This window comes from Nocardiopsis oceani (assembly GCF_054777395.1).
The window spans coordinates 1-17001 of sequence record NZ_BAAHAR010000016.1 but is presented as its reverse complement, the minus strand read 5'-3'; the positions used below and the strand labels follow the sequence as shown (position 1 = coordinate 17001).

Here is a 17001-nt window from a genome sequence, read left to right as displayed (position 1 = left end):
CAGGGTGCGCGTCACTGGACTCGCCCGGCTGCCAGGGAACGCACGTGGTGGACGAGCGCGATGAGGACCTGCTTGGCGGAGTCGCGTTCGCGGGCGTCGCAGCGGATCAGCGGGATGCCCGGGTCCAGGTCCAGGGCGGCGCGTACCTCGTCCAGCGAGTGCGCGGCGTCACCGAAGTCGTTGTGCGCGACCACGAAGGGGGTGCCCTGGGCCTCCAGGCGGTCGATGGCGTAGAAGGAGTCGTTCAGGCGGCGGGTGTCGACGAGAACGACAGCGCCAAGCGAGCCGGTGAACAACCGGTCCCACAGGAACCAGAAGCGTTCTTGGCCGGGCGCACCGAAGAGGTAGAGGACGGAGCTCTCGTCCAGGGTGATCCGGCCGAAGTCGAAGGCCACCGTGGTGGTGCGTTTGCCCTCCACGCCCTGGAGGTCGTCGACGCCTGCTCCGGCCCGGGACATGGTCTCCTCGGTGTTGAGCGGTCGGATCTCGCTGACCGAGCGGACCATGGTGGTCTTACCGACCCCGAACCCGCCGACGACGGCGATCTTCAGGGCCTGTTCGGTACTGGCGGCCAGCGGGGTGACCGGAGCATGGGCTTGAGCGGGTTCAGAGGTTGTGGAGTGCAACGAGCACCTTCTCCAACACGTCCGGTGAGGCGAGCGGGCGCGCCTGGGAGGGCGCGGGGGCCGGGTGGCGCGCGGTCACCCTGCCGGTGTCGATGAGGTCGGTGAGCAGGATGCGCACGACCGCCACCGGCAGACGGAGGTGGGCGGCGATCTCCACTACGGCCATGGGTCTGGCGCACAGGCGCAGGATGTCTGCGTGCTCGGACTGCATCCCGGCGGCGGGAGCACACTCCGCGACGATGAGGGTCACCGCGTCCAAAGCGTCATCCGCACCGCGGCTGCGCCCCGACGTGATGACGTAGAGCCGGTCCGGGCTCTCCTGACGGTGTTCGGCGCTCATGCCGTCTGGGCCCCGGCACGGGGCGGGGTGGCCAGGTGCTCGCCCATCTGCTCGACCAGTTCGTTCATGTTGTGGCCGACCAGCCCCGGCTCCGCCTCGCTGTCGGTGATCACGGCGAGATGGGTCCCGTGGCCGGCCTCGACGATGAAGAGGAGGCCTCCGTAGAACTCGGCCATCGCCTGGCGGACGCCTCCCCCGCCGTCACCGAACTCCGCCGAGGCGCTGTGCGCGAGGCTCTGCACCCCGGCCGCGATGGCGGCCAGGTGGTCGGCGCTGTCGGTTCCGAGCCCCGAGCTGTGGCAGAGCTTGAGCCCGTCCCGGGAGAGCACGAGAGCGTGCCGGGTACCCGGTGTGCGCTCTAGGAGGCCTTCGAGCAGCCAGGTGAGCGTCTTGAGGTCCATCAGTCGTCCTTCGGTGAGTCGGTCGGTCCCTGTCCGCGCACCGCTGTGCGGAACGCCCCGAAACCCTGCGCCGAGGTGGGAGGACCTGCGTCCTCGGGGGTGGGGTGTCTGCGCTCCGCGGCCGCGAGAGTCTGCCCGCGGCGCCGCATGGGGAGACCGTTCTCCGACCGCTCCGCCCTGGGGGCGGGGGCGGTGTGCAGGGCTGCCGCCTCGCGGGCCGTGTTCTCCGGGACCGGGCGGTCCTGGAGCGGGCGTTCCGAGTCCGTTTGCTCGCGGAGCGGGTGCTCGGGTGTCGACTTCTCAGGAGCCGTGGTCGGCTGGGGCGCGGTGGGCGCGGGCAGCGGTTTGATGATGCGCTGGGGCAGGAGCAGGACCACAGCCGTGCCGCCCCTGGAGGAGGAGCGGAAGGAGATGTCGAGACCGTAGCGGTGGGCGATCCGGCCGACGACCGACAGTCCCAGCCGCGTACCGGAGATGGTCGTGATGTCGAGCCCGCTCTCTACGGCGCGGCGGGCCCGGCGCAGCGCCTCCTCGCCCATGACGAGGCCGCCGTCCTCGACCATGACGGCGATCCCCGCCTGGACCTCCTCCACGTGGACGTGCACTTCGGCGGTGGGCGGGGAGAACTTGGCCGCGTTGTCGAGGATCTCGGCCAGCGCGTGGATGACGCCCTCGGCCGCGAACCCGGCGATCGCCATGCTGGACACGCTGTGGGTGCGCACCCGCTGGTAGGCACCGATCCGGCCCATCGCGCCGCGCAGGACGCTCTCCATGGAGATGGCCCGGCCCCAGCGGCGACCCGAGCGGGCACCCGTGAGTACGGCGATGCTGTCCGCGACGCGCCCCGTCTGGGCGGTGGTGTGGTCCAGCTGCATGAGGTCGCCCAAAACGTCGGCCCCGGCGCTGCCGTCTCCATGGCGCTCCTGCATCTGGCGCAGGTCGGCGAGCATGGTGGTGGTCAGTGCCTGGACCCGGCCCGCGGCGGTAGCGCAGGCGGCCATGGCGGCGGACCGGCGGCGTTCGGCGGCGGAGACCTCCTCGGCGACGGCCCGCAGGACCGCGGTGTTGGCCTGGTCCGACACGGCGGGCATCCGGTACAGGACGGTGTCGGCGGAGTCGCCGGCGCGCAGCTGTTCGACCAGGCGGGGCAGGTGGTCCCGGGCCAGGGCCGCGGTGTCCGCGCGGTCCCCCTCGACCTGGGTCCGGAGTTCGGCGATGCGTCGGTCACGCTGCCCGAGGAGCAGGACCAGCACCAGGATCAGGAGCAGGGCGACGCCCCCGGTGGCGAGAACGGGCACCAGCCCCTCGGGGGAGGCGGCCCACAGAGCCCAGGCCCAGGCCGGCAGGGCAGGGACCAGGACGAGCAGCCATCGCGGAGCGCCCGGGAGCAGCACTCCGCGCGGGCGGGGGGATTCAACAGTCATGGTGCTCCATGTCGGGCCACGGCGGTACTCGTTGTGCACACCACAGGGCACGCCGAACGGTCACCGGCGGTCCACGTGCGAAAATGCGCCGAATAGGCAGGGGAAATAGCCTCATCCTGCCTTTTTCAGCACACAGCGAGTCAACCTACCACCAAATTCGCCCTTGGCCCATAGGTGGATAATGATCATCTATTTCCTCCCCTGGAGAACGACAGGGCCTACGGGAGCGCGCATCCAGGACACGGAAGGTCGACTTCGCGGCGACACCCAATGCCCGCCTCGAACAAAGCACGAATCACCGAAAACATATCTTGAACTGCGCAAATACAGGAACAATGCGAGATCCGGAAATCGACCGCCAGACGGCCGCGGACCGGGGACACACACCCATCCGGCCGCGAGTCGGCAGCGACCAACCCCCTAAGGTGGTACAGGTCACAAACGCCGGAGGGCTCGGTGACGCAGGCACTCGTGGCGCACACGGGCGTCCCGCGCCCGCCGGGGTGGTTCGACCTCAGGTCAGCGGGGAATCTTGACGTGGACTGATGCGTTACACCCCGCGAGACCGCACAAGCGCCTGGAGGCACCCACACGATGGCCGAGCGAGCACTTCGCGGCACACGGCTCGGGGCGACGAGCTACGAGAACGACCGCAACACCGACCTGGCTCCCCGACAGGAGGTTACGTACGACTGCACACGGGGGCACCGCTTCTCGGTTACCTTCGCGACCGAAGCCGAGATCCCCGCTGACTGGGAATGCCGTTACTGCGGGGACCGCGCGCTCCGCAGGGACGGCAGCGGCGAGGAACCCAAGAACGCCAAGCCCGTCCGTACCCACTGGGACATGCTGCTCGAACGCCGCAGCATGGAGGACCTGGAAGAGGTTCTCGCGGAACGGCTGGAACTGCTCCGCGCCCGTCGCCGCGAGGAAGCGGCGAAGGTCGAGGAGATCGCCAAGCAGCGGCAGAGCGCCTGACCTAGCACGGCGTACGACAGCACGGGGGCGGTGGACCTGGTCCACCGCCCCCGTCGTCATGCTCCCGGTCCGGCCGGTGCAGTCCGGCCCGGCCGGTCCGGCCGACTCCCGGTGCAGTTCCGGACTCAGCCCTCGCTATCGAAGGGGTCCTGGGTCCTGCCCACCAGGTCCTTGACCGACTCGAGCACCCGGGTGGGCCGGTAGGGGAACTCCTCCGCGGTCTCGCGGCCGGAGATCCCGGAGAGCACCAGTACCGTCTGCAGCCCGGCCTCGAGTCCGCTGAGCACGTCGGTGTCCATCCGGTCGCCGACCATCAGGGTGTTCTCCGAGTGCGCCCCGATCCGACGCAGCGCCGAGCGCATCATGAGCGGGTTCGGCTTGCCCACGAAGTAGGGCCGACGGCCGGTGGCCTTCTCGATCAGCGCGGCGACGGCACCGGTGGCGGGCAGGGGCCCCTCGGCACTGGGCCCGGTCTCGTCGGGGTTGGTAGCGATGAAGCGGGCCCCGTTGCGGACGAGCCGGATCGCGCGCGTGATGGCCTCGAAGCTGTAGGTCCGGGTCTCACCCAGCACCACGTAGTCCGGTTCGCGCTCGGTCATCACGTAGCCCACGTTGTGCAGGGCGGTGGTCAGCCCGGACTCACCGACCACGTAGGCGGAACCGCCCGGACGCTGGGTCTGGAGGAACTGGGCGGTGGCCAGCGCCGAGGTCCAGATCGACTCCTCGGGGATGTCCAACCCCGTGTTGAGCAAGCGGGCACGCAGGTCGCGCGGGGTGTAGATGGAGTTGTTCGTCAACACCATGAACGGGGTCCCCTGCTCGCGCATCTCCGCGATCAGCGCGTCGGCTCCGGGGATCAGGTGCTCCTCGCGTACGAGCACGCCGTCCATGTCGAATAGGTAGTTCCACTCATTGCTCACGTGCCCCATTGTGCAGGTATCCGCGGCGCAAGCGCCATTCCTACCCTCCGGTAGTAGCGCGTCCCGGGCTTGACACTGCTCACACCGGCCCGGTGGGACCGTCCTCCGAAGTTTCCCGGGCACGCCCGCGCCCCTCACCCTCTTGGACGCGTTTCGGCCAAAAGAAGTCGCGCACGCTCCGGTACGCCTCGGGAACGACGATCACCGCACCGGCGAGGAAGATGTACACCACGCAGACCAGGACCCCCAAGAGCACCCAGTCCGTGTACGGACCCTCCACCTCGAAGACGACTTCCAAGAGGTAGGGGTTGTGAGCTGTTCCGGGTTCCATCAGCAACCATCCACCCCGGTCAACACACAACACTACGGCCGCAGGCCGCCGTTGAAGAGCCAGGCACTCGGACCGGTTCGCGCCGGAGAAAAAATCAGGGGAACTCGCGGATTCTGCCCACACGGACCCGCCCGTCCCGCTAACGTCTTTCTCGAACGTGTGAACGAGACACCGGGAGGGGGTGGGACCCGTGGCCGAGACCGCTCTGCAGCAGGACGAGCAACAATCAGTAGGCAAGAAGAAGCCGAAGAAGAAGCGTGGGTTTCAGCCCCGCCCCGGGCACGCGGTCCAGGCCTACGTCTTCGCTCTGGACCCGGGGTCTGAGGCCGAGCAGCGGCTGCGCTCGCACTGCGGAGGGGCCCGGACGGCCTTCAACTGGGCCCGCAAGCACGTCCTGGCCACCTGGGACCAGCGCGCGGCCGAGGCCTCCTACGGGGTTGCTGAGTCCGAGCGCACCCCGTGGCGGTCATGGTCGCTGCCCGCCCTGCGGCGGGCGTTCAACGCCACCAAACGCCAGGATCCCCGGTTCGCCTCCTGGTGGGCCGACAACTCCAAGGAGGCCTACAACACCGGCCTAGCGAACGCGGCGGCCGGCTTCGATGCCTATGCCGCTTCCAAGCGGGGCGATCGCAAGGGTGCGAGGGTGGGGGTGCCGCGGCCCAAGTCCAAGCACCGGGCGCCCCTGTCGTGCCGGTTCACCACCGGTACGATCCGGTGTGAGGACACCCGGCGCCACGTGAGGTTGCCGGTGGTGGGGCGGGTGCGTACCCATGAGTCCACCCGCAAACTCCACCGCCGCCTGGCGAATGGGACCGCGCGCATCCTCTCGGCCACGGTCTCGCACCGGCGGGGGCGGTGGCAGGTGGCCTTCCAGGTCGAGATCGCCCGCGCCCCCCGTGTCCCGGCCCGGCCGGAGGGGGTGGCCGGGGTGGACCTGGGGGTCAAGTCCCTGGCGGTGGTCGCCGACTCCGACGGCGGGGTGTGGCACGTGGCCAACCCCCGCCACCTGGAGGGGGCACTGACCGACCTGCGCCGGGCCTCGCGCAGGGTGTCGCGTCGTCAGGGTCCGGACCGGCGCACCGGGCGCCCTCCCTCCAAGCGGTGGGTCAAGGCCAACCAGGCCCGTAACAAGGTGCACCACCGGGTGGCGAATGTGCGCACCAACGCGCTGCACCACCTGACCACCAGTGTGGCGCGGGAGTACGGCACGGTGGTGGTGGAGGATTTGAACGTGGCCGGGATGGTCAAGAACCGGCGTCTGGCCCGCCGCATCCAGGATGCGGGGTTCGGTCAGATCCGCCGCCAACTGGACTACAAAACCATCTGGAACGGTGGGCGCCTGGTGGTGGCCGACCGGTGGTTTGCCAGTAGTAAGACCTGCTCGGGGTGCGGGGCGACGAAAGCCAAGCTGCCGCTGCACATCCGGGTGTTCGACTGCGACGCATGTCCCCTGGTGTTGGACCGGGATGTGAACGCAGCACGCAACCTCGCCGCCCTGGCGGCGCAGGTGGGCAGTACCGGTACCGGAGTGGCCGGAGACCGGGGAGCGAGGGCTCCGAAGGCCCGTGGAGCCGACCGTAAGACCCGCACCACCCGCACCCGCCGCAGGGCGGGTGCGGGGCGGGCCGGTGGCGCAAGACCGCACATGCGGACAGAAGCGGGACACCGTCGTCAGGACACTCAACTGAGGTTGTGGTGACACCGTCACGGACCTTTCGTGCACACATGCACGGGATGCTGATGTTTGCTTAAGACATCAGCAACGGAAAGGGAGCAGCACGAGGAGGACAGTGACTGAGATTTTGGCCCCGAGCTCCCCGCCCGGCCGCAGCCGACACCACCAGCGCGGTCTGCCCGCACGCGGGCCCTCGCCGCTCATACCGGCGGCCAGGGCACCGAAGGCCAGTCCGGCGCCGGGAAGGGGTGGATGCCGTGGTGGATGAGCAGGTCCACCCGGGCCCGCACCGCATAGACCTCGGGTTCGGTCAGGTGGCCGGCCAGCTCGACCGACAGCGGGTCGCCGGGTCGGCGGAGCCGCTCGCGCACCGCGGCCAAGGCGGCCAATGCCTCCTCCGTGAGGGGCTGTCCCTGCCACTGCCACAGAACGGTGCGCAGTTTGTAGTCCTCCGCGAAGGACACACCGTGGTCGCAGCCGTACAGGTGCCCGTCGGGCGTGGGCAGCAGGTGGCCGATCTTGCGGTCGGAGTTGTTGATGACCGCGTCCAGGACGGCCATGCGGCGCAGCCCTTGGTGCTCGGTCTCCCGGGAGAGCGCGATCAGGTCCACGGTGGTGTCGCCGTGCACCCAGAGCTGGGCCATGCCCTCGCCGTAGGGTCCGTCGCGGTGGACGGTGGGCGGCACCACCGCCCAGCCCAGCGCTTCGGAAACGGCGTGAGCGGACACTTCGCGCCCGGCCAGGGTGCCGTCGGGGAAGTCCCAGAGCGGCCGCTCACCCGCCACCGGCTTGTAGACGCACACGGCCGACCGGGTGCCGTCCGAGACGGTGCAGTACAGGGTGGCGTTGGAGGCCTCGGTCAACCGCCCCTCGACCGTGATGTCGCCCCGGCGCAGCAGTTCGAGGCCCTCAGCGGGGGTGAGTCCGCTGAAGGCCCCCGCGGTGTCCGTCACCGGTGTGTCCTCGGCGGTCGGGGCGGGCCGGGGACCGGTGGCTTCGTCTTCCACTGGCGGATCAGACCAAGCGGTCCGGCCGATAGCCGTTCTGGCGGGCGCAGATGTGGCCGTTGGGGTCGAGCGGGCGGCCGCACAGCGGGCAGTCGGGGCGCCCCGCGGACACGACCTTCTGGGCACGGCCCGCGAAGGCGCGCGCCTCGCCGGGGGTGAGGTAGACGCGCAAGACGTCGCGGTGGGCGGGGGCCTCCTCCGCGAAGACCTCCAGCTCCTCTTCCTCGTCGTCCTCGACCATGTCCTCGGTGGCGCTCTCGTCGACCTCCTGGGCTTCGATGATCACCCGGGCGGCCTCGGCGTCCCAGGCCAAGGCGAGCGTGCCGACCCGGAAGTCCTGTTCAATGGGCTGTTCCAAGGGGCCGTCGTCCTCAGGCGGGGCGTCGTCGTCCGACGGAGTCCCGAAGCGTCGGTGCACCTCCTCCAGCAGTTCCTCGATACGGCTGGCCAGGGCTTCCACCTGGGCCTTCTCCAGCACGACGCTGGTGATGCGGCCTTCACCGACGGCCTGGAGGAAAAAGGTGCGGTCCCCAGGCTGGCCCACGGTTCCGGCGACGAACCGTTCCGGCGGATTGAACTGATGAACGGGCATGCTTAGAACCTTACGGGATGCCGCTAACGGGGTGCGATTCGCTCACGCCACGGGACCAACCAGGACGGACTACCCGGTTTGGGGCGATTCGCCCGCGCCGCCTCCGACAGCGGCGTCGCCCTTGGTCTCGGCCGCCGTGGGGAGCGCCCCCGCCAGGGGTTCCCCGGTGTCGTTGAGCTTGTTCAGGAAGGGCCGGGTCCGCGTGTAGGTGATGGAGGTGACCGAACAGGGGTCCACGCGCAGGCGCTGGAAGAGGTCGAGGTGGATACCGAGGGCGTCGGCGACGACCGCCTTGATCACGTCGCCGTGACCGCACACCACGTACACCGGCGGGGGGTCGCCGGCCTCGGCCTGTTGGAGCAAAAGCCCGTTCCAATCCCGTACCGCCTCCACGGCGCGGGCCGAGGCCGCGGCCAGGGACTCCCCGCCGGGGAAGCGGGCGGCACTGGGGTGGTCCTGGACGACCCGCCACAGGGGTTCGTCCGCCAGCTCGGTGAGCGGGCGACCGGTCCAGCTCCCGTAGTCGCACTCGACGAAGCGGTCGTCGGTGGTGATCGGCGTGCCGAGCCGTTCGGAGAGCGCCTCGGCGGTCTCCTGGCAGCGTTCGAGGGGGCTGGACACGAGCGCGGCCGGGGCCAGTCCGTCGATCCTGCCGGCCAGGTGCGCGGCCTGGCCCCGGCCGGTGTCGTTGAGGTGCACACCCGGGGCGCGCCCGGCCAGCACCGGACCGGTGGCGTCGGTCATGCCGTGCCGCACGAGCAGGAGGGTGACCGCCTCAGGCACGGTCGGGGAATCCTTGGGGTCAGCCGGTGTCGCCATGGGACCACCCTAGATCGTGTTCAGCGGGTCAGTCCGTACCCGCGGCGACCCCCGCGCCGCCCTCCGGAGCGAGTACTCCGGTGGAGACCAGGACGAGGATGAGCACGCCCAAGGCCACGCGGTAGTAGACGAACGGCATGAAGCTGTGGGTGGTGATGAACCGCATGAGCCAGGCGATGACCACGTAGCCGATCACGAAGGCCACCAGGGTTCCGACGACGGTGGCGCCCCAGCCGGCGTACTCGTTGCCGCCGATGTCGAGCATCTTGTACAGACCCGAGGCGAACACCGCGGGCATGGCCAGCAGGAACGCGAACTCGGCGGCTGCCGGACGGGTGAAGCCGAGCATGCGGCCGCCGGTGATGGTGGCGCCCGAGCGGGACACGCCGGGGATCAGGGCCAGGGTCTGGAAGAGGCCGAAGGTCAGGCCGCGGCCGAGGGTGAGGTCCTCGATCTCCTTCTGGCGGCGGGCGAGGTGGTCGACGGCGCCGAGGATGAGGCCGAACACGATGAGGCTCAGCGCGATGAGGCGCAGGTCGCGGAACACGCCCTCGATGTGGTCCTCGAGGGTCAGCCCCAGGACACCGATGGGAATGGTCGCGAGGATGATGTACCAGCCCAGGCGGGCGTTGATGTCACCGCGCAGGTCCCGGTCGAAGAGGGATCTGCACCACACGGAGACGATGGCCCACACCCGCCTGCGGAAGTAGACCACCACAGCGAGTTCGGTGCCGATCTGGCTGACGGCGGTGAAGGCGGCGCCGGGGTCGGGCCATTGGAAGAAGGCCGCGAAGACACGCAGGTGGGCACTGGAGGACACCGGAAGGAACTCGGTCAGTCCTTGGATGAGGCCGAGAACGACCGCCTCGAAGATGGACACGCGGTACGGACTTTCATGACGGGTCCGGCCCTCGGGGCACGGAGGATCAGAGGGTGGCGTCCCGACCCGGCCTCGCCGCGAGAAGGCGGGTTTCGGCCCCGGTCCGGACTGCGCCGACTGTACGCAGGAAAGGTGTACCCAGGGCTTACTCCGGGTGAACAGGGTACTCTCCGCCGCATGGAACAGCGACAGGTGGGCAGATCAGGGCTCTGGGTGTCTCGTACCGCTCTTGGGACGATGACCTGGGGAAAGGACACCTCCGAAGAGGAGGCGGGGCAGCAGCTCACCGCGTTCGTCGACGCGGGCGGCACACTCGTGGACACAGCGGACATCTACACGGGCGGGCAGAGCGAGCGGATCATCGGCCGCCTGCTGCGCGGGACGGTCCGGCGCGAGGATGCGGTGGTGGCCACGAAGAGCGGTCACACCCCCGAGGGATACCGCCCGGTGGACGGTTCCCGGCGCCACCTCCTGGCGTCCCTGGACGCGTCGTTGCGGCGTCTGCAGACGGACTACGTGGACCTGTGGCAGCTGCACGTCCACGACCCGCACACGCCGCCGGAGGAGACGCTGGCGGCGCTGGAAGCGGCGGTGGTCTCGGGCAAGGCCCGGTATGTGGGGGCGGGGAACCTGGAGGCCTGGCAGTTCGCCACGCTGGCGACCTGGCAGCGGGCCCAGCCCGGGCGGGTGCCCCTCGTGAGCGTGGGCAGCGAGTACTCGCTGCTCAACCGGGGCGCCGACCACGCGCTGCGCCCGGCCGCGGCGGCTGGCGACGCCCACGTGATCGCGTGGTCGCCGCTGGGGCGGGGCGTGCTGAGCGCCAAGTACCGCAACGGCGTCCCGCCGGACTCCCGGGCCGCCTTCCCGCACATGGCGCCCTACGTGGAGCCGTACCTGGACGAGCGCAGCCGCCGGGTGGTGGAGTCGGTGTGCACCGCGGCCGAGGGACTGGGCGTCCCGCCCATGGCCGTAGCGCTGAGCTGGGCCCGTGACCAGGAGGGTGTGGCGGCGGCGGTGACGGGGCCCCGCACGCTCTCCCAGCTGGAGGAGATTCTCTCCGTCGAGAGCGTGGAGCTCCCGCCCAAGATCCGGGAGGCCTTGGACGACGCCACGGCGGGCCCGGAACGCTGAGGTACCCGCAAGGCGGGGCACCGGGGCGCCGGGCCCGCAAGGTCGGGGGCGCTGGGTTCCGGAAGGCAGGGGTCAGCCGACCGCGGGGGCGATCGGGAAGTTCTGGTCGAAGACGTGGTCCGGGTCGTACTTGGCTTTGAGTTCGCGCAGACGGCCCAGCGTCGGCTCGGGGAACGCCTGCTCCAGGACGTCCGGCCCGGAGCGCGTATCGAAGCTCAGGTACAGGCCCTCCATCGTCTCGCCCAGCTCCGTCCAGCGGCGGTCCAGGCGGTCGGCCCGGCGCCCCATGGCGGCCAGGGAGAAGTTGGCCGACCGGTGGGCGTACGCGGTGGCGTCGGCGGCGACGTCGTTGACCGCGCCGCCGACCTGGCGCAGCTGCATGAAGTAGGCGTCCTCCGCCCTGAGCGTGGCCGCCATGGCCTCTGCCGCCTCGGGCGTGATGTGGCGGAGCAGGGCCGAGCGGGTGATCGGGGTCCCGTTCCCGCCGTGCGGGCCCTCGTGGGCGACCAGGACGGAGGGGTAGGGGGCGACCTGAGCGCGCTGGTCCAGGACTGGGCCCGCTTGGAGGAAGGGCTCCAAGCCCCGGACGGCGGCGTCGGTGTCGTCTCCCGCGTACACCACCATTCCACGGGCCATGGGACCCTGGCCGCCGCGGCCCGGCCCCATGACCAGGAACGCGGTGACCTCGCGGGGCGCCGCCTCGGCTATCGCTCCCCAGGACCGGAGGAACGCCTCGGTGTCGGTGGCGTCGTAGACGAACTGGCCCAGGACGACGTCGCCCACGTGGTCGGCCACGGCCTCCACCGAGGTGACCACCCCGAAGTTGGCGCCCGCGCCGCGCACCGCCCAGAAGAGGTCCGGGTCGTTGTCGGCGTCCGCTCGCAGGGAGGCGCCGTCGGCGGTGACCAGCTCGACCGCGGTGACGTGGTCGATGGTCAGCCCGTGGGCACGGGACATGTAGCCCAGCCCGCCGGTGGTGGCGATCCCGCCGACGCCCACTCCCCCGTGGTCGCCCGAGCTGATCGCCAGCCCGTGCTGGTAAAGGGTGGCGCCGACGTCGCCCCACCGGGCCCCCGCGCCCAAGCGGACGTGTCCGGTCGCGGCGTCGAGGACGTCGACCCGGTTCATCTGGCCGAGGTCGACGATGACGCCGCCGTCGTTGGTGGAGCGGCCGCTGATGCCGTGGCCGCCGCTGCGGACGTTGAGCGGGGCATCCTGGGCCCGGGCGTAGGCCAGGGCTTCGGCGACCTGCTTGGGGTCGGTGGGCCGCAGGACCAGGCCGGGCCTGCCCCGCTGCATGTAGCCGTGCCGGACCTTGGTGTAGCCCTTGTCCCCCGGTTCGACGGCCTTGGGCCTGAGCTCCTCGGGGACGGCGTCGTAGTCGATACCGGTACGGCGGGCGGCCAGGGCAGCGGGCGGTCGGACCGGGCCTGTGGGGGTGCCGACGGAGGCGCGTTCGCGGGCGACCGCCTCACGCAGGGCCGGGGCGACCTCCTGGCCGAAGGTCTGGATGGCGCGGGGATCGTCCGTCGCCAGGATGAAGGTGCTGATGCCGCCTTCGAGGGTCAGGGGCAGCAGGTCCTCGACCCACTGTTCGGGCGGGCCCTTGAGGAAACCGCCGCCGACTGCGGAGAAGGAGCCGCCCACGAGGTTGAGCAGACGGCGGATCTGCCGGGGGTCGCGTCCGGCCTCCGCCGCGGAGGCGTCGATGATCCGGTTGGACTCCGGCAGGTCCTCGAGGTCGAGGTAGCCGAGGCTGGGGAGCCAGCCGTCCGCCTTGGCCCCCACCAGCCGGAGCATGCGGGGTTTGAGGGCCCCGAGCCAGATACCGATGTCGTGGGCGGGTTCGGGGCCGCGCTTCATGCCGTGGACGGGGTAGTGCGCACCGTCCGAGCGCACACCTCCCCGGGCGTCGGCGTCCCAGGTGGCGCGAATGAGGTCGATGGCTTCGGAGAGGGCTTCGACGGACTCTCCGGGGGTGCGGCGGCCGCCGCCCATGGCGTGGACCCCGTCCCAGGAGAAGCCCGCGCCGAGGCCTAGCTCGACCCTTCCACCGGAGAGGCGGTCGAGGCTGGCGACGGCGCGCGCCAGGACCGCGGGCGGGCGCAGGGGCAGGTTGAGTACGTTGCCGGAGACGCGGAGGTGCTCGGTGCGTGAGGCGACCCAGCTCAGCAGGGTCCAGGCGTCGAGGAAGCCCGGATTGTAGGGGTGGTCCTGGAACGTGGCCAGGTCCAGCCCGGAGGCCTCGGTGAGTTCGGCGAGCCCGACCGCCCGCTCGGGGTCTCGGGCCCCAGGCGTCAGGAAGGTACCGAACTCCAGGGAGTGTCCGTAGTCGGGCATGGCTGGGTTTCCCCTCGACGAGAAGCACGGAAGTCGTTTGTTCAGAAAATGATGGTTCCCACAACTTATCTTGTGGGACACATATTCCTGGTAATCTCGGACCATGACACCCACCACGCCGGAGCGGAACGGGGCCACCGGGTCCAGCAACCTGGGATGGTCGCTGGCCGTGGTGCTCCGGCGCTGGCACGAGCACACTGAGGCGGCCCTGGCCGACTTGCCGCACGGCAGCCGCGGCTACCACGTGCTCGAGGCCGTGTCCCGGGGTGACGCGCCCACACAGGCGGCGCTGGCCGAGCGGCTGCTCATCGACCGCAGCGTGATGACCTACCTGATCGACGACCTGGAGAAGGCCGACCTGGTCCGGCGCAGGTCCGACCCGGACGACCGCCGGGTGCGCCGCGTCTGCGCCACCGAACACGGGCACGAGGTCCTGGAACGGACGGGTGCCGTGGTCGGGCACGTGGAGGAACGGGTGCTGGGCGGCCTCGACCCCGACACCCGGGCCCTCTTCCGCACCGCGGCCGGCCGGGCCGCGACCGCCATCCAGGAGGCCTCCCCCAACACCGATCCCTGCGCCGCGGTGATCCAGGTGACCGGCGGCGGGTCCGGGGCGGAGAACCCCAAGGAGCGCTCCGGCGGACGGTCCGGCGACGGTCGGCGTGCGGCCCGGTGAGCTCCTGCGGACGCCCCGGCGAGTAGCGGGGCGAGGGCCCTGTGGACAACGGACGCCGGATGTCCCCGCGAGTCGGTAGGCTCCCCCAGAGTCCACGAACCGTCTGACGAGGGGAACCGGTGTCCGAGGCTGTCGAGAAGGTCAGTGCCGTCCTTGACCGGATGGGCGCTCCGCGCGCCCTGGCGCCGCGCCTGGTGTCCGTGCTGGGCCCACAGCCCGCCGCAGAGCTGGACTCCAACCCCTGGCTGCTGCTGCGCGTGCCCGGCGTGACGGTCGAGCAGGCCGATTACTGCGCCCGCAAACACCTGGGCGACGCGGCCCGCCCCGACGACCCCCGCCGGTGGGGTTCCCTGGTCGGGCACACGCTGCGCACCGCGGCCCGGCGCGGGCACACGGCGATCGAGGAGAAACGCCTGGCCACGGTGGTCGGCAAGGTGGGGATCGCCGACCCGCGGGCCGCGATCGAAGCCGCGGTCACCGCCGAGGAAGCGGCGCTGTTCGAGAGCACCGACGAACCAGACGACGACTTCGACTTCGAAGGCGCCCCCGACCTGCCGGACCTGCCCGACCCCGAACGCTTCTACGCCCTCTACGACGTCGGCCACGCCGAGCAGCGCCTGGGCGAACAGCTGCTCCGTCTGATCGGCGGCAGCGAACCGATCATGGATCCGGCCACCGCCACCGAGACCGTGGAAGCGGCCCTGGCCAAGGACGGCTTCGCGATCTCCGAGAGCACGATGGAAGCGCTGCTCACCGCGACCCTGCGCCCGGTGACGGTGTTGCACCACGGCCCGGGCGACCAGGCCGAGACCGCCCGCGCGCTCGCGTGCCTGGCCGCGATCGCCGAGGAGAGCCAGATGGGGATCGCCGTGGCCGCGCCCACCGCCCAGACCGCCGCCGCCGTCAACGCCGACCTGGACCGGCTCACCGGTGACGGGGACTCGCCTCTGCGCGCGGTACCCCTCGCCGGACTGCTGGCCGAGGACCGGGTCGCGGCGGGTGTGGTGGTGCTGTGCGAGTCGATGTCCCTGGGCGTTTCCCGGATGGCCGACCTCGTGTCCTCCTGCGCCGACGACGCCCACCTCGTGCTGCTGGCCGACCCGGACCAGGCCCCCTCGGCCACCCCGGGCCGCGTCGTGGTGGACGTGGCCACCTCGCGCACCGCGCACGTCACGGCCCTGGCCGACGACGACGAGCCCGCTCCCGTGGCCGTGCTGGCGCGCGCGGTCGCCGAGGGCGGGTGGCCGGAGGTGGCGGCCCCCGACCGCGAGGTGGTGCGGGTCCCGGCGGCCTCGGCCGAGGAGGCCGCCCACCGCGTGGTGCAGCTGGTCACCGACTCCATCCCGCGCGCCCTGGGGATCGAAGCGGACCAGGTGCAGGTGGTGACCGCCCGCGAAGACGGCCCGGCGGGCGCCGCCGCGCTCAACACCGCCTGCAAGGAGCGGCTGAACCCCGGGCCGGGCACCCACGGCGGTTTCGACGTGGGCGACCGGGTGGTACTGACCGCCGAGGGCCCCGGCTACGGTCCGGGCGACACCGGCTACCTGCGCGAGGTGTCCGAGGGCGCGGTCGTCGAACTGGCTGACGGCACCCGGGTGACCGTCGCCGACCCGTCCGCGCTGCGCCCGGGGTGGGCCGTCAGTGTGGCGACCGCGCACGGCGGGCGCTGGCCCGCGGTGGTGGCGGTCTTCCCGCCCCAGATCCCGGTGTCCCGCCCCCAGGTGTACACGGCACTGACCAGGGCCGCGCGGCACGTGTCGGTGGTGGACGCCACCGGGGGCGCCCTGGAGGCGGGGGTGCGGGACAACCTCGCCCCGGAGCGGACGACCCGCCTGTCCCTGATCCTGCGCGAGGGCTGAGACCCGTGGGGTATGCGTGCAGCCACGCGAGTGACCTCGTGAAGTTGCTTCGGTTTGGTTGACCCCCGTGTTCTGGGACCGCTCGCCGGTGTGTGTGGGGGCTTGTTGTTGGGTGCGGGAGTTAGTCGTTGGGTGCGGGGTCTGCTTCCGGTGCCGGGCCTGCGCTGGTCGGGGACCAGGGGCGCTGCTGGTGTGGGGTTAGTTGTTGGGTGCGGGTTTCCCCGTTTCCTGCCGCTTGATGGTGGCCGTCTCCGCTGCGCGCGTCAAGGTCGTCGCCATCGAGCGCTTCGCGCGTCATTGGCGCTCCACCTTGACCCGCTTCGCTGCGACGGCGGGTCGGCGGCAGTCAGGAAACGGGGGACGTGTGGTCGGGGTGGCGACGGGACCGGCCTTCGGCCGGGAACTGTCCCCGGCCTTCGGCCGGGTCCGGCCGTGGCCGGCCGGATTCCTTCCCGTAGGTCTGGTTGCGTCGGCAGGCGCGTCGCAATCCAGTGACCGGTGGGCGACGAAGGGCCCGAACAGGTGCCTGGGTGGCTGGGCGCGTCCCACCGGTCTGGCGGCTCGCTGGGTGGACCGGTCGGGGCGGGGTGGTGCCGGTGGCGCGATCGGGTGCGGGGCGGGCAGCGAGCCCCCCTGTTGGAGGCATTTTGGGCGCCGAGATTGCCTCCAGGGAGGGGGCTCACCGGCACCGGGTGCTTCTGAGAGGGGTTCGGTGTCCCGGGTGCCTCCACCGGCGGTAGCGAGGGTGCCCCGGGGTGGCCCTGGTGTCCGGAACCGGCCCGGTGGGGATGACCGTTGCGTCCGAAACCAGTTGATCCCCGATGATCTTGCCCCTGGCCCAACCCTCGGCCGTCGAGGGTTGAGCCAGGGGCAAGTGAGGGGCCCTGCTGTTTCCGGACAGGCTTTGAACCGCCTGTCTCACGCGGCCAGTCGCATCTCCTGATGCGCCGCGTAAATCTCCGCGGGCGTGTTGTATCCCAACGCGGAATGAAGACGCCTGTG

16 protein-coding genes are annotated in these 17001 nt (G+C 71.1%); 5 read left to right on the top strand and 11 right to left on the bottom strand.

From position 1 onward, the window contains the following. Nucleotides 1-11 precede the first annotated feature (11 nt). Genes ACYVDG_RS11155 through ACYVDG_RS11140 form a run of 4 tightly spaced genes read right to left on the bottom strand, consistent with a single transcriptional unit; the run spans nt 12 to nt 2791 of the window. The gene (locus ACYVDG_RS11155; protein WP_460749228.1) at nt 12-626 is read right to left on the bottom strand and encodes a GTP-binding protein; all 615 of its coding nucleotides are present in this window, start codon (nt 624-626) and stop codon (nt 12-14) included. Then, the gene (locus ACYVDG_RS11150) at nt 607-966 is read right to left on the bottom strand and encodes a DUF742 domain-containing protein (protein WP_460749225.1); all 360 of its coding nucleotides are present in this window, start codon (nt 964-966) and stop codon (nt 607-609) included. Before ACYVDG_RS11150 ends, ACYVDG_RS11155 begins: the two co-directional genes overlap by 20 nt. Beyond that, complete coding sequence (locus ACYVDG_RS11145) at nt 963-1367, bottom strand: roadblock/LC7 domain-containing protein (RefSeq protein WP_460749223.1); 405 nt, start codon at nt 1365-1367, stop codon at nt 963-965. Before ACYVDG_RS11145 ends, ACYVDG_RS11150 begins: the two co-directional genes overlap by 4 nt. Continuing rightward, complete coding sequence (locus tag ACYVDG_RS11140) at nt 1367-2791, bottom strand: ATP-binding protein (RefSeq protein WP_460749221.1); 1425 nt, start codon at nt 2789-2791, stop codon at nt 1367-1369. Before ACYVDG_RS11140 ends, ACYVDG_RS11145 begins: the two co-directional genes overlap by 1 nt. A 594-nt stretch (nt 2792-3385) precedes the next feature. On the opposite strand from ACYVDG_RS11140, the gene ACYVDG_RS11135 reads away from it, so the two are divergent. Next, nucleotides 3386-3769, top strand: coding sequence for an RNA polymerase-binding protein RbpA (locus ACYVDG_RS11135; protein ID WP_460749219.1), 384 nt, complete (start codon nt 3386-3388; stop codon nt 3767-3769). 125 nt (nt 3770-3894) lie between these two features. Here the strand turns inward: ACYVDG_RS11135 and ACYVDG_RS11130 are convergent, their stop codons facing one another. Next, nucleotides 3895-4698, bottom strand: coding sequence for an HAD-IIA family hydrolase (locus tag ACYVDG_RS11130; RefSeq protein ID WP_460749216.1), 804 nt, complete (start codon nt 4696-4698; stop codon nt 3895-3897). A gap of 70 nt (nt 4699-4768) precedes the next feature. Continuing rightward, nucleotides 4769-5020: a hypothetical protein gene (locus tag ACYVDG_RS11125; RefSeq protein ID WP_460749214.1), complete on the bottom strand. Its 252-nt coding sequence runs from the start codon at nt 5018-5020 to the stop codon at nt 4769-4771. A 190-nt stretch (nt 5021-5210) separates the two neighbouring features. On the opposite strand from ACYVDG_RS11125, the gene tnpB reads away from it, so the two are divergent. Next, nucleotides 5211-6719 carry an IS607 family element RNA-guided endonuclease TnpB gene (gene tnpB / locus ACYVDG_RS11120; RefSeq protein WP_460749212.1) on the top strand — a complete coding sequence of 503 codons (1509 nt, stop codon included), beginning with the start codon at nt 5211-5213 and terminating at the stop codon, nt 6717-6719. Nucleotides 6720-6895: 176 nt separating this feature from the next. On the opposite strand, the gene ACYVDG_RS11115 is transcribed toward tnpB, so the two are convergent. The 4 genes from ACYVDG_RS11115 to ACYVDG_RS11100 all read right to left on the bottom strand — a co-directional run bounded on the left by ACYVDG_RS11115 (nt 6896) and on the right by ACYVDG_RS11100 (nt 9993). Beyond that, nucleotides 6896-7648 (bottom strand): SCO1664 family protein, encoded by a 753-nt coding sequence (locus ACYVDG_RS11115; protein WP_460749457.1) that lies wholly within the window; start codon nt 7646-7648, stop codon nt 6896-6898. 61 nt (nt 7649-7709) lie between these two features. Further along, nucleotides 7710-8294, bottom strand: a complete 585-nt coding sequence (locus ACYVDG_RS11110; RefSeq protein WP_460749210.1) for a DUF3090 domain-containing protein — start codon at nt 8292-8294, stop codon at nt 7710-7712. A gap of 69 nt (nt 8295-8363) precedes the next feature. Continuing rightward, nucleotides 8364-9113 carry an MSMEG_4193 family putative phosphomutase gene (locus tag ACYVDG_RS11105; protein WP_460749207.1) on the bottom strand — a complete coding sequence of 250 codons (750 nt, stop codon included), beginning with the start codon at nt 9111-9113 and terminating at the stop codon, nt 8364-8366. A gap of 28 nt (nt 9114-9141) precedes the next feature. Beyond that, complete coding sequence (locus ACYVDG_RS11100) at nt 9142-9993, bottom strand: undecaprenyl-diphosphate phosphatase (protein ID WP_460749204.1); 852 nt, start codon at nt 9991-9993, stop codon at nt 9142-9144. A gap of 177 nt (nt 9994-10170) precedes the next feature. Between ACYVDG_RS11100 and ACYVDG_RS11095 the strand changes: the two genes are divergently transcribed. Continuing rightward, the gene (locus ACYVDG_RS11095; protein WP_460749202.1) at nt 10171-11124 is read left to right on the top strand and encodes an aldo/keto reductase; all 954 of its coding nucleotides are present in this window, start codon (nt 10171-10173) and stop codon (nt 11122-11124) included. 72 nt (nt 11125-11196) lie between these two features. Here the strand turns inward: ACYVDG_RS11095 and ACYVDG_RS11090 are convergent, their stop codons facing one another. After that, nucleotides 11197-13464 (bottom strand): LLM class flavin-dependent oxidoreductase, encoded by a 2268-nt coding sequence (locus ACYVDG_RS11090; RefSeq protein ID WP_460749200.1) that lies wholly within the window; start codon nt 13462-13464, stop codon nt 11197-11199. A gap of 103 nt (nt 13465-13567) precedes the next feature. Here ACYVDG_RS11090 and ACYVDG_RS11085 point away from each other — a divergent pair, with 103 nt between their 5' ends. Together ACYVDG_RS11085 and ACYVDG_RS11080 are read left to right on the top strand one after the other, a co-directional pair. After that, a complete protein-coding gene (locus ACYVDG_RS11085) occupies nt 13568-14140 on the top strand; it encodes a MarR family winged helix-turn-helix transcriptional regulator (protein WP_460749198.1) in 573 nt (190 codons plus the stop codon). A 119-nt stretch (nt 14141-14259) separates the two neighbouring features. Next, complete coding sequence (locus ACYVDG_RS11080) at nt 14260-15999, top strand: helix-hairpin-helix domain-containing protein (RefSeq protein ID WP_460749196.1); 1740 nt, start codon at nt 14260-14262, stop codon at nt 15997-15999. Nucleotides 16000-17001 lie beyond the last annotated feature (1002 nt).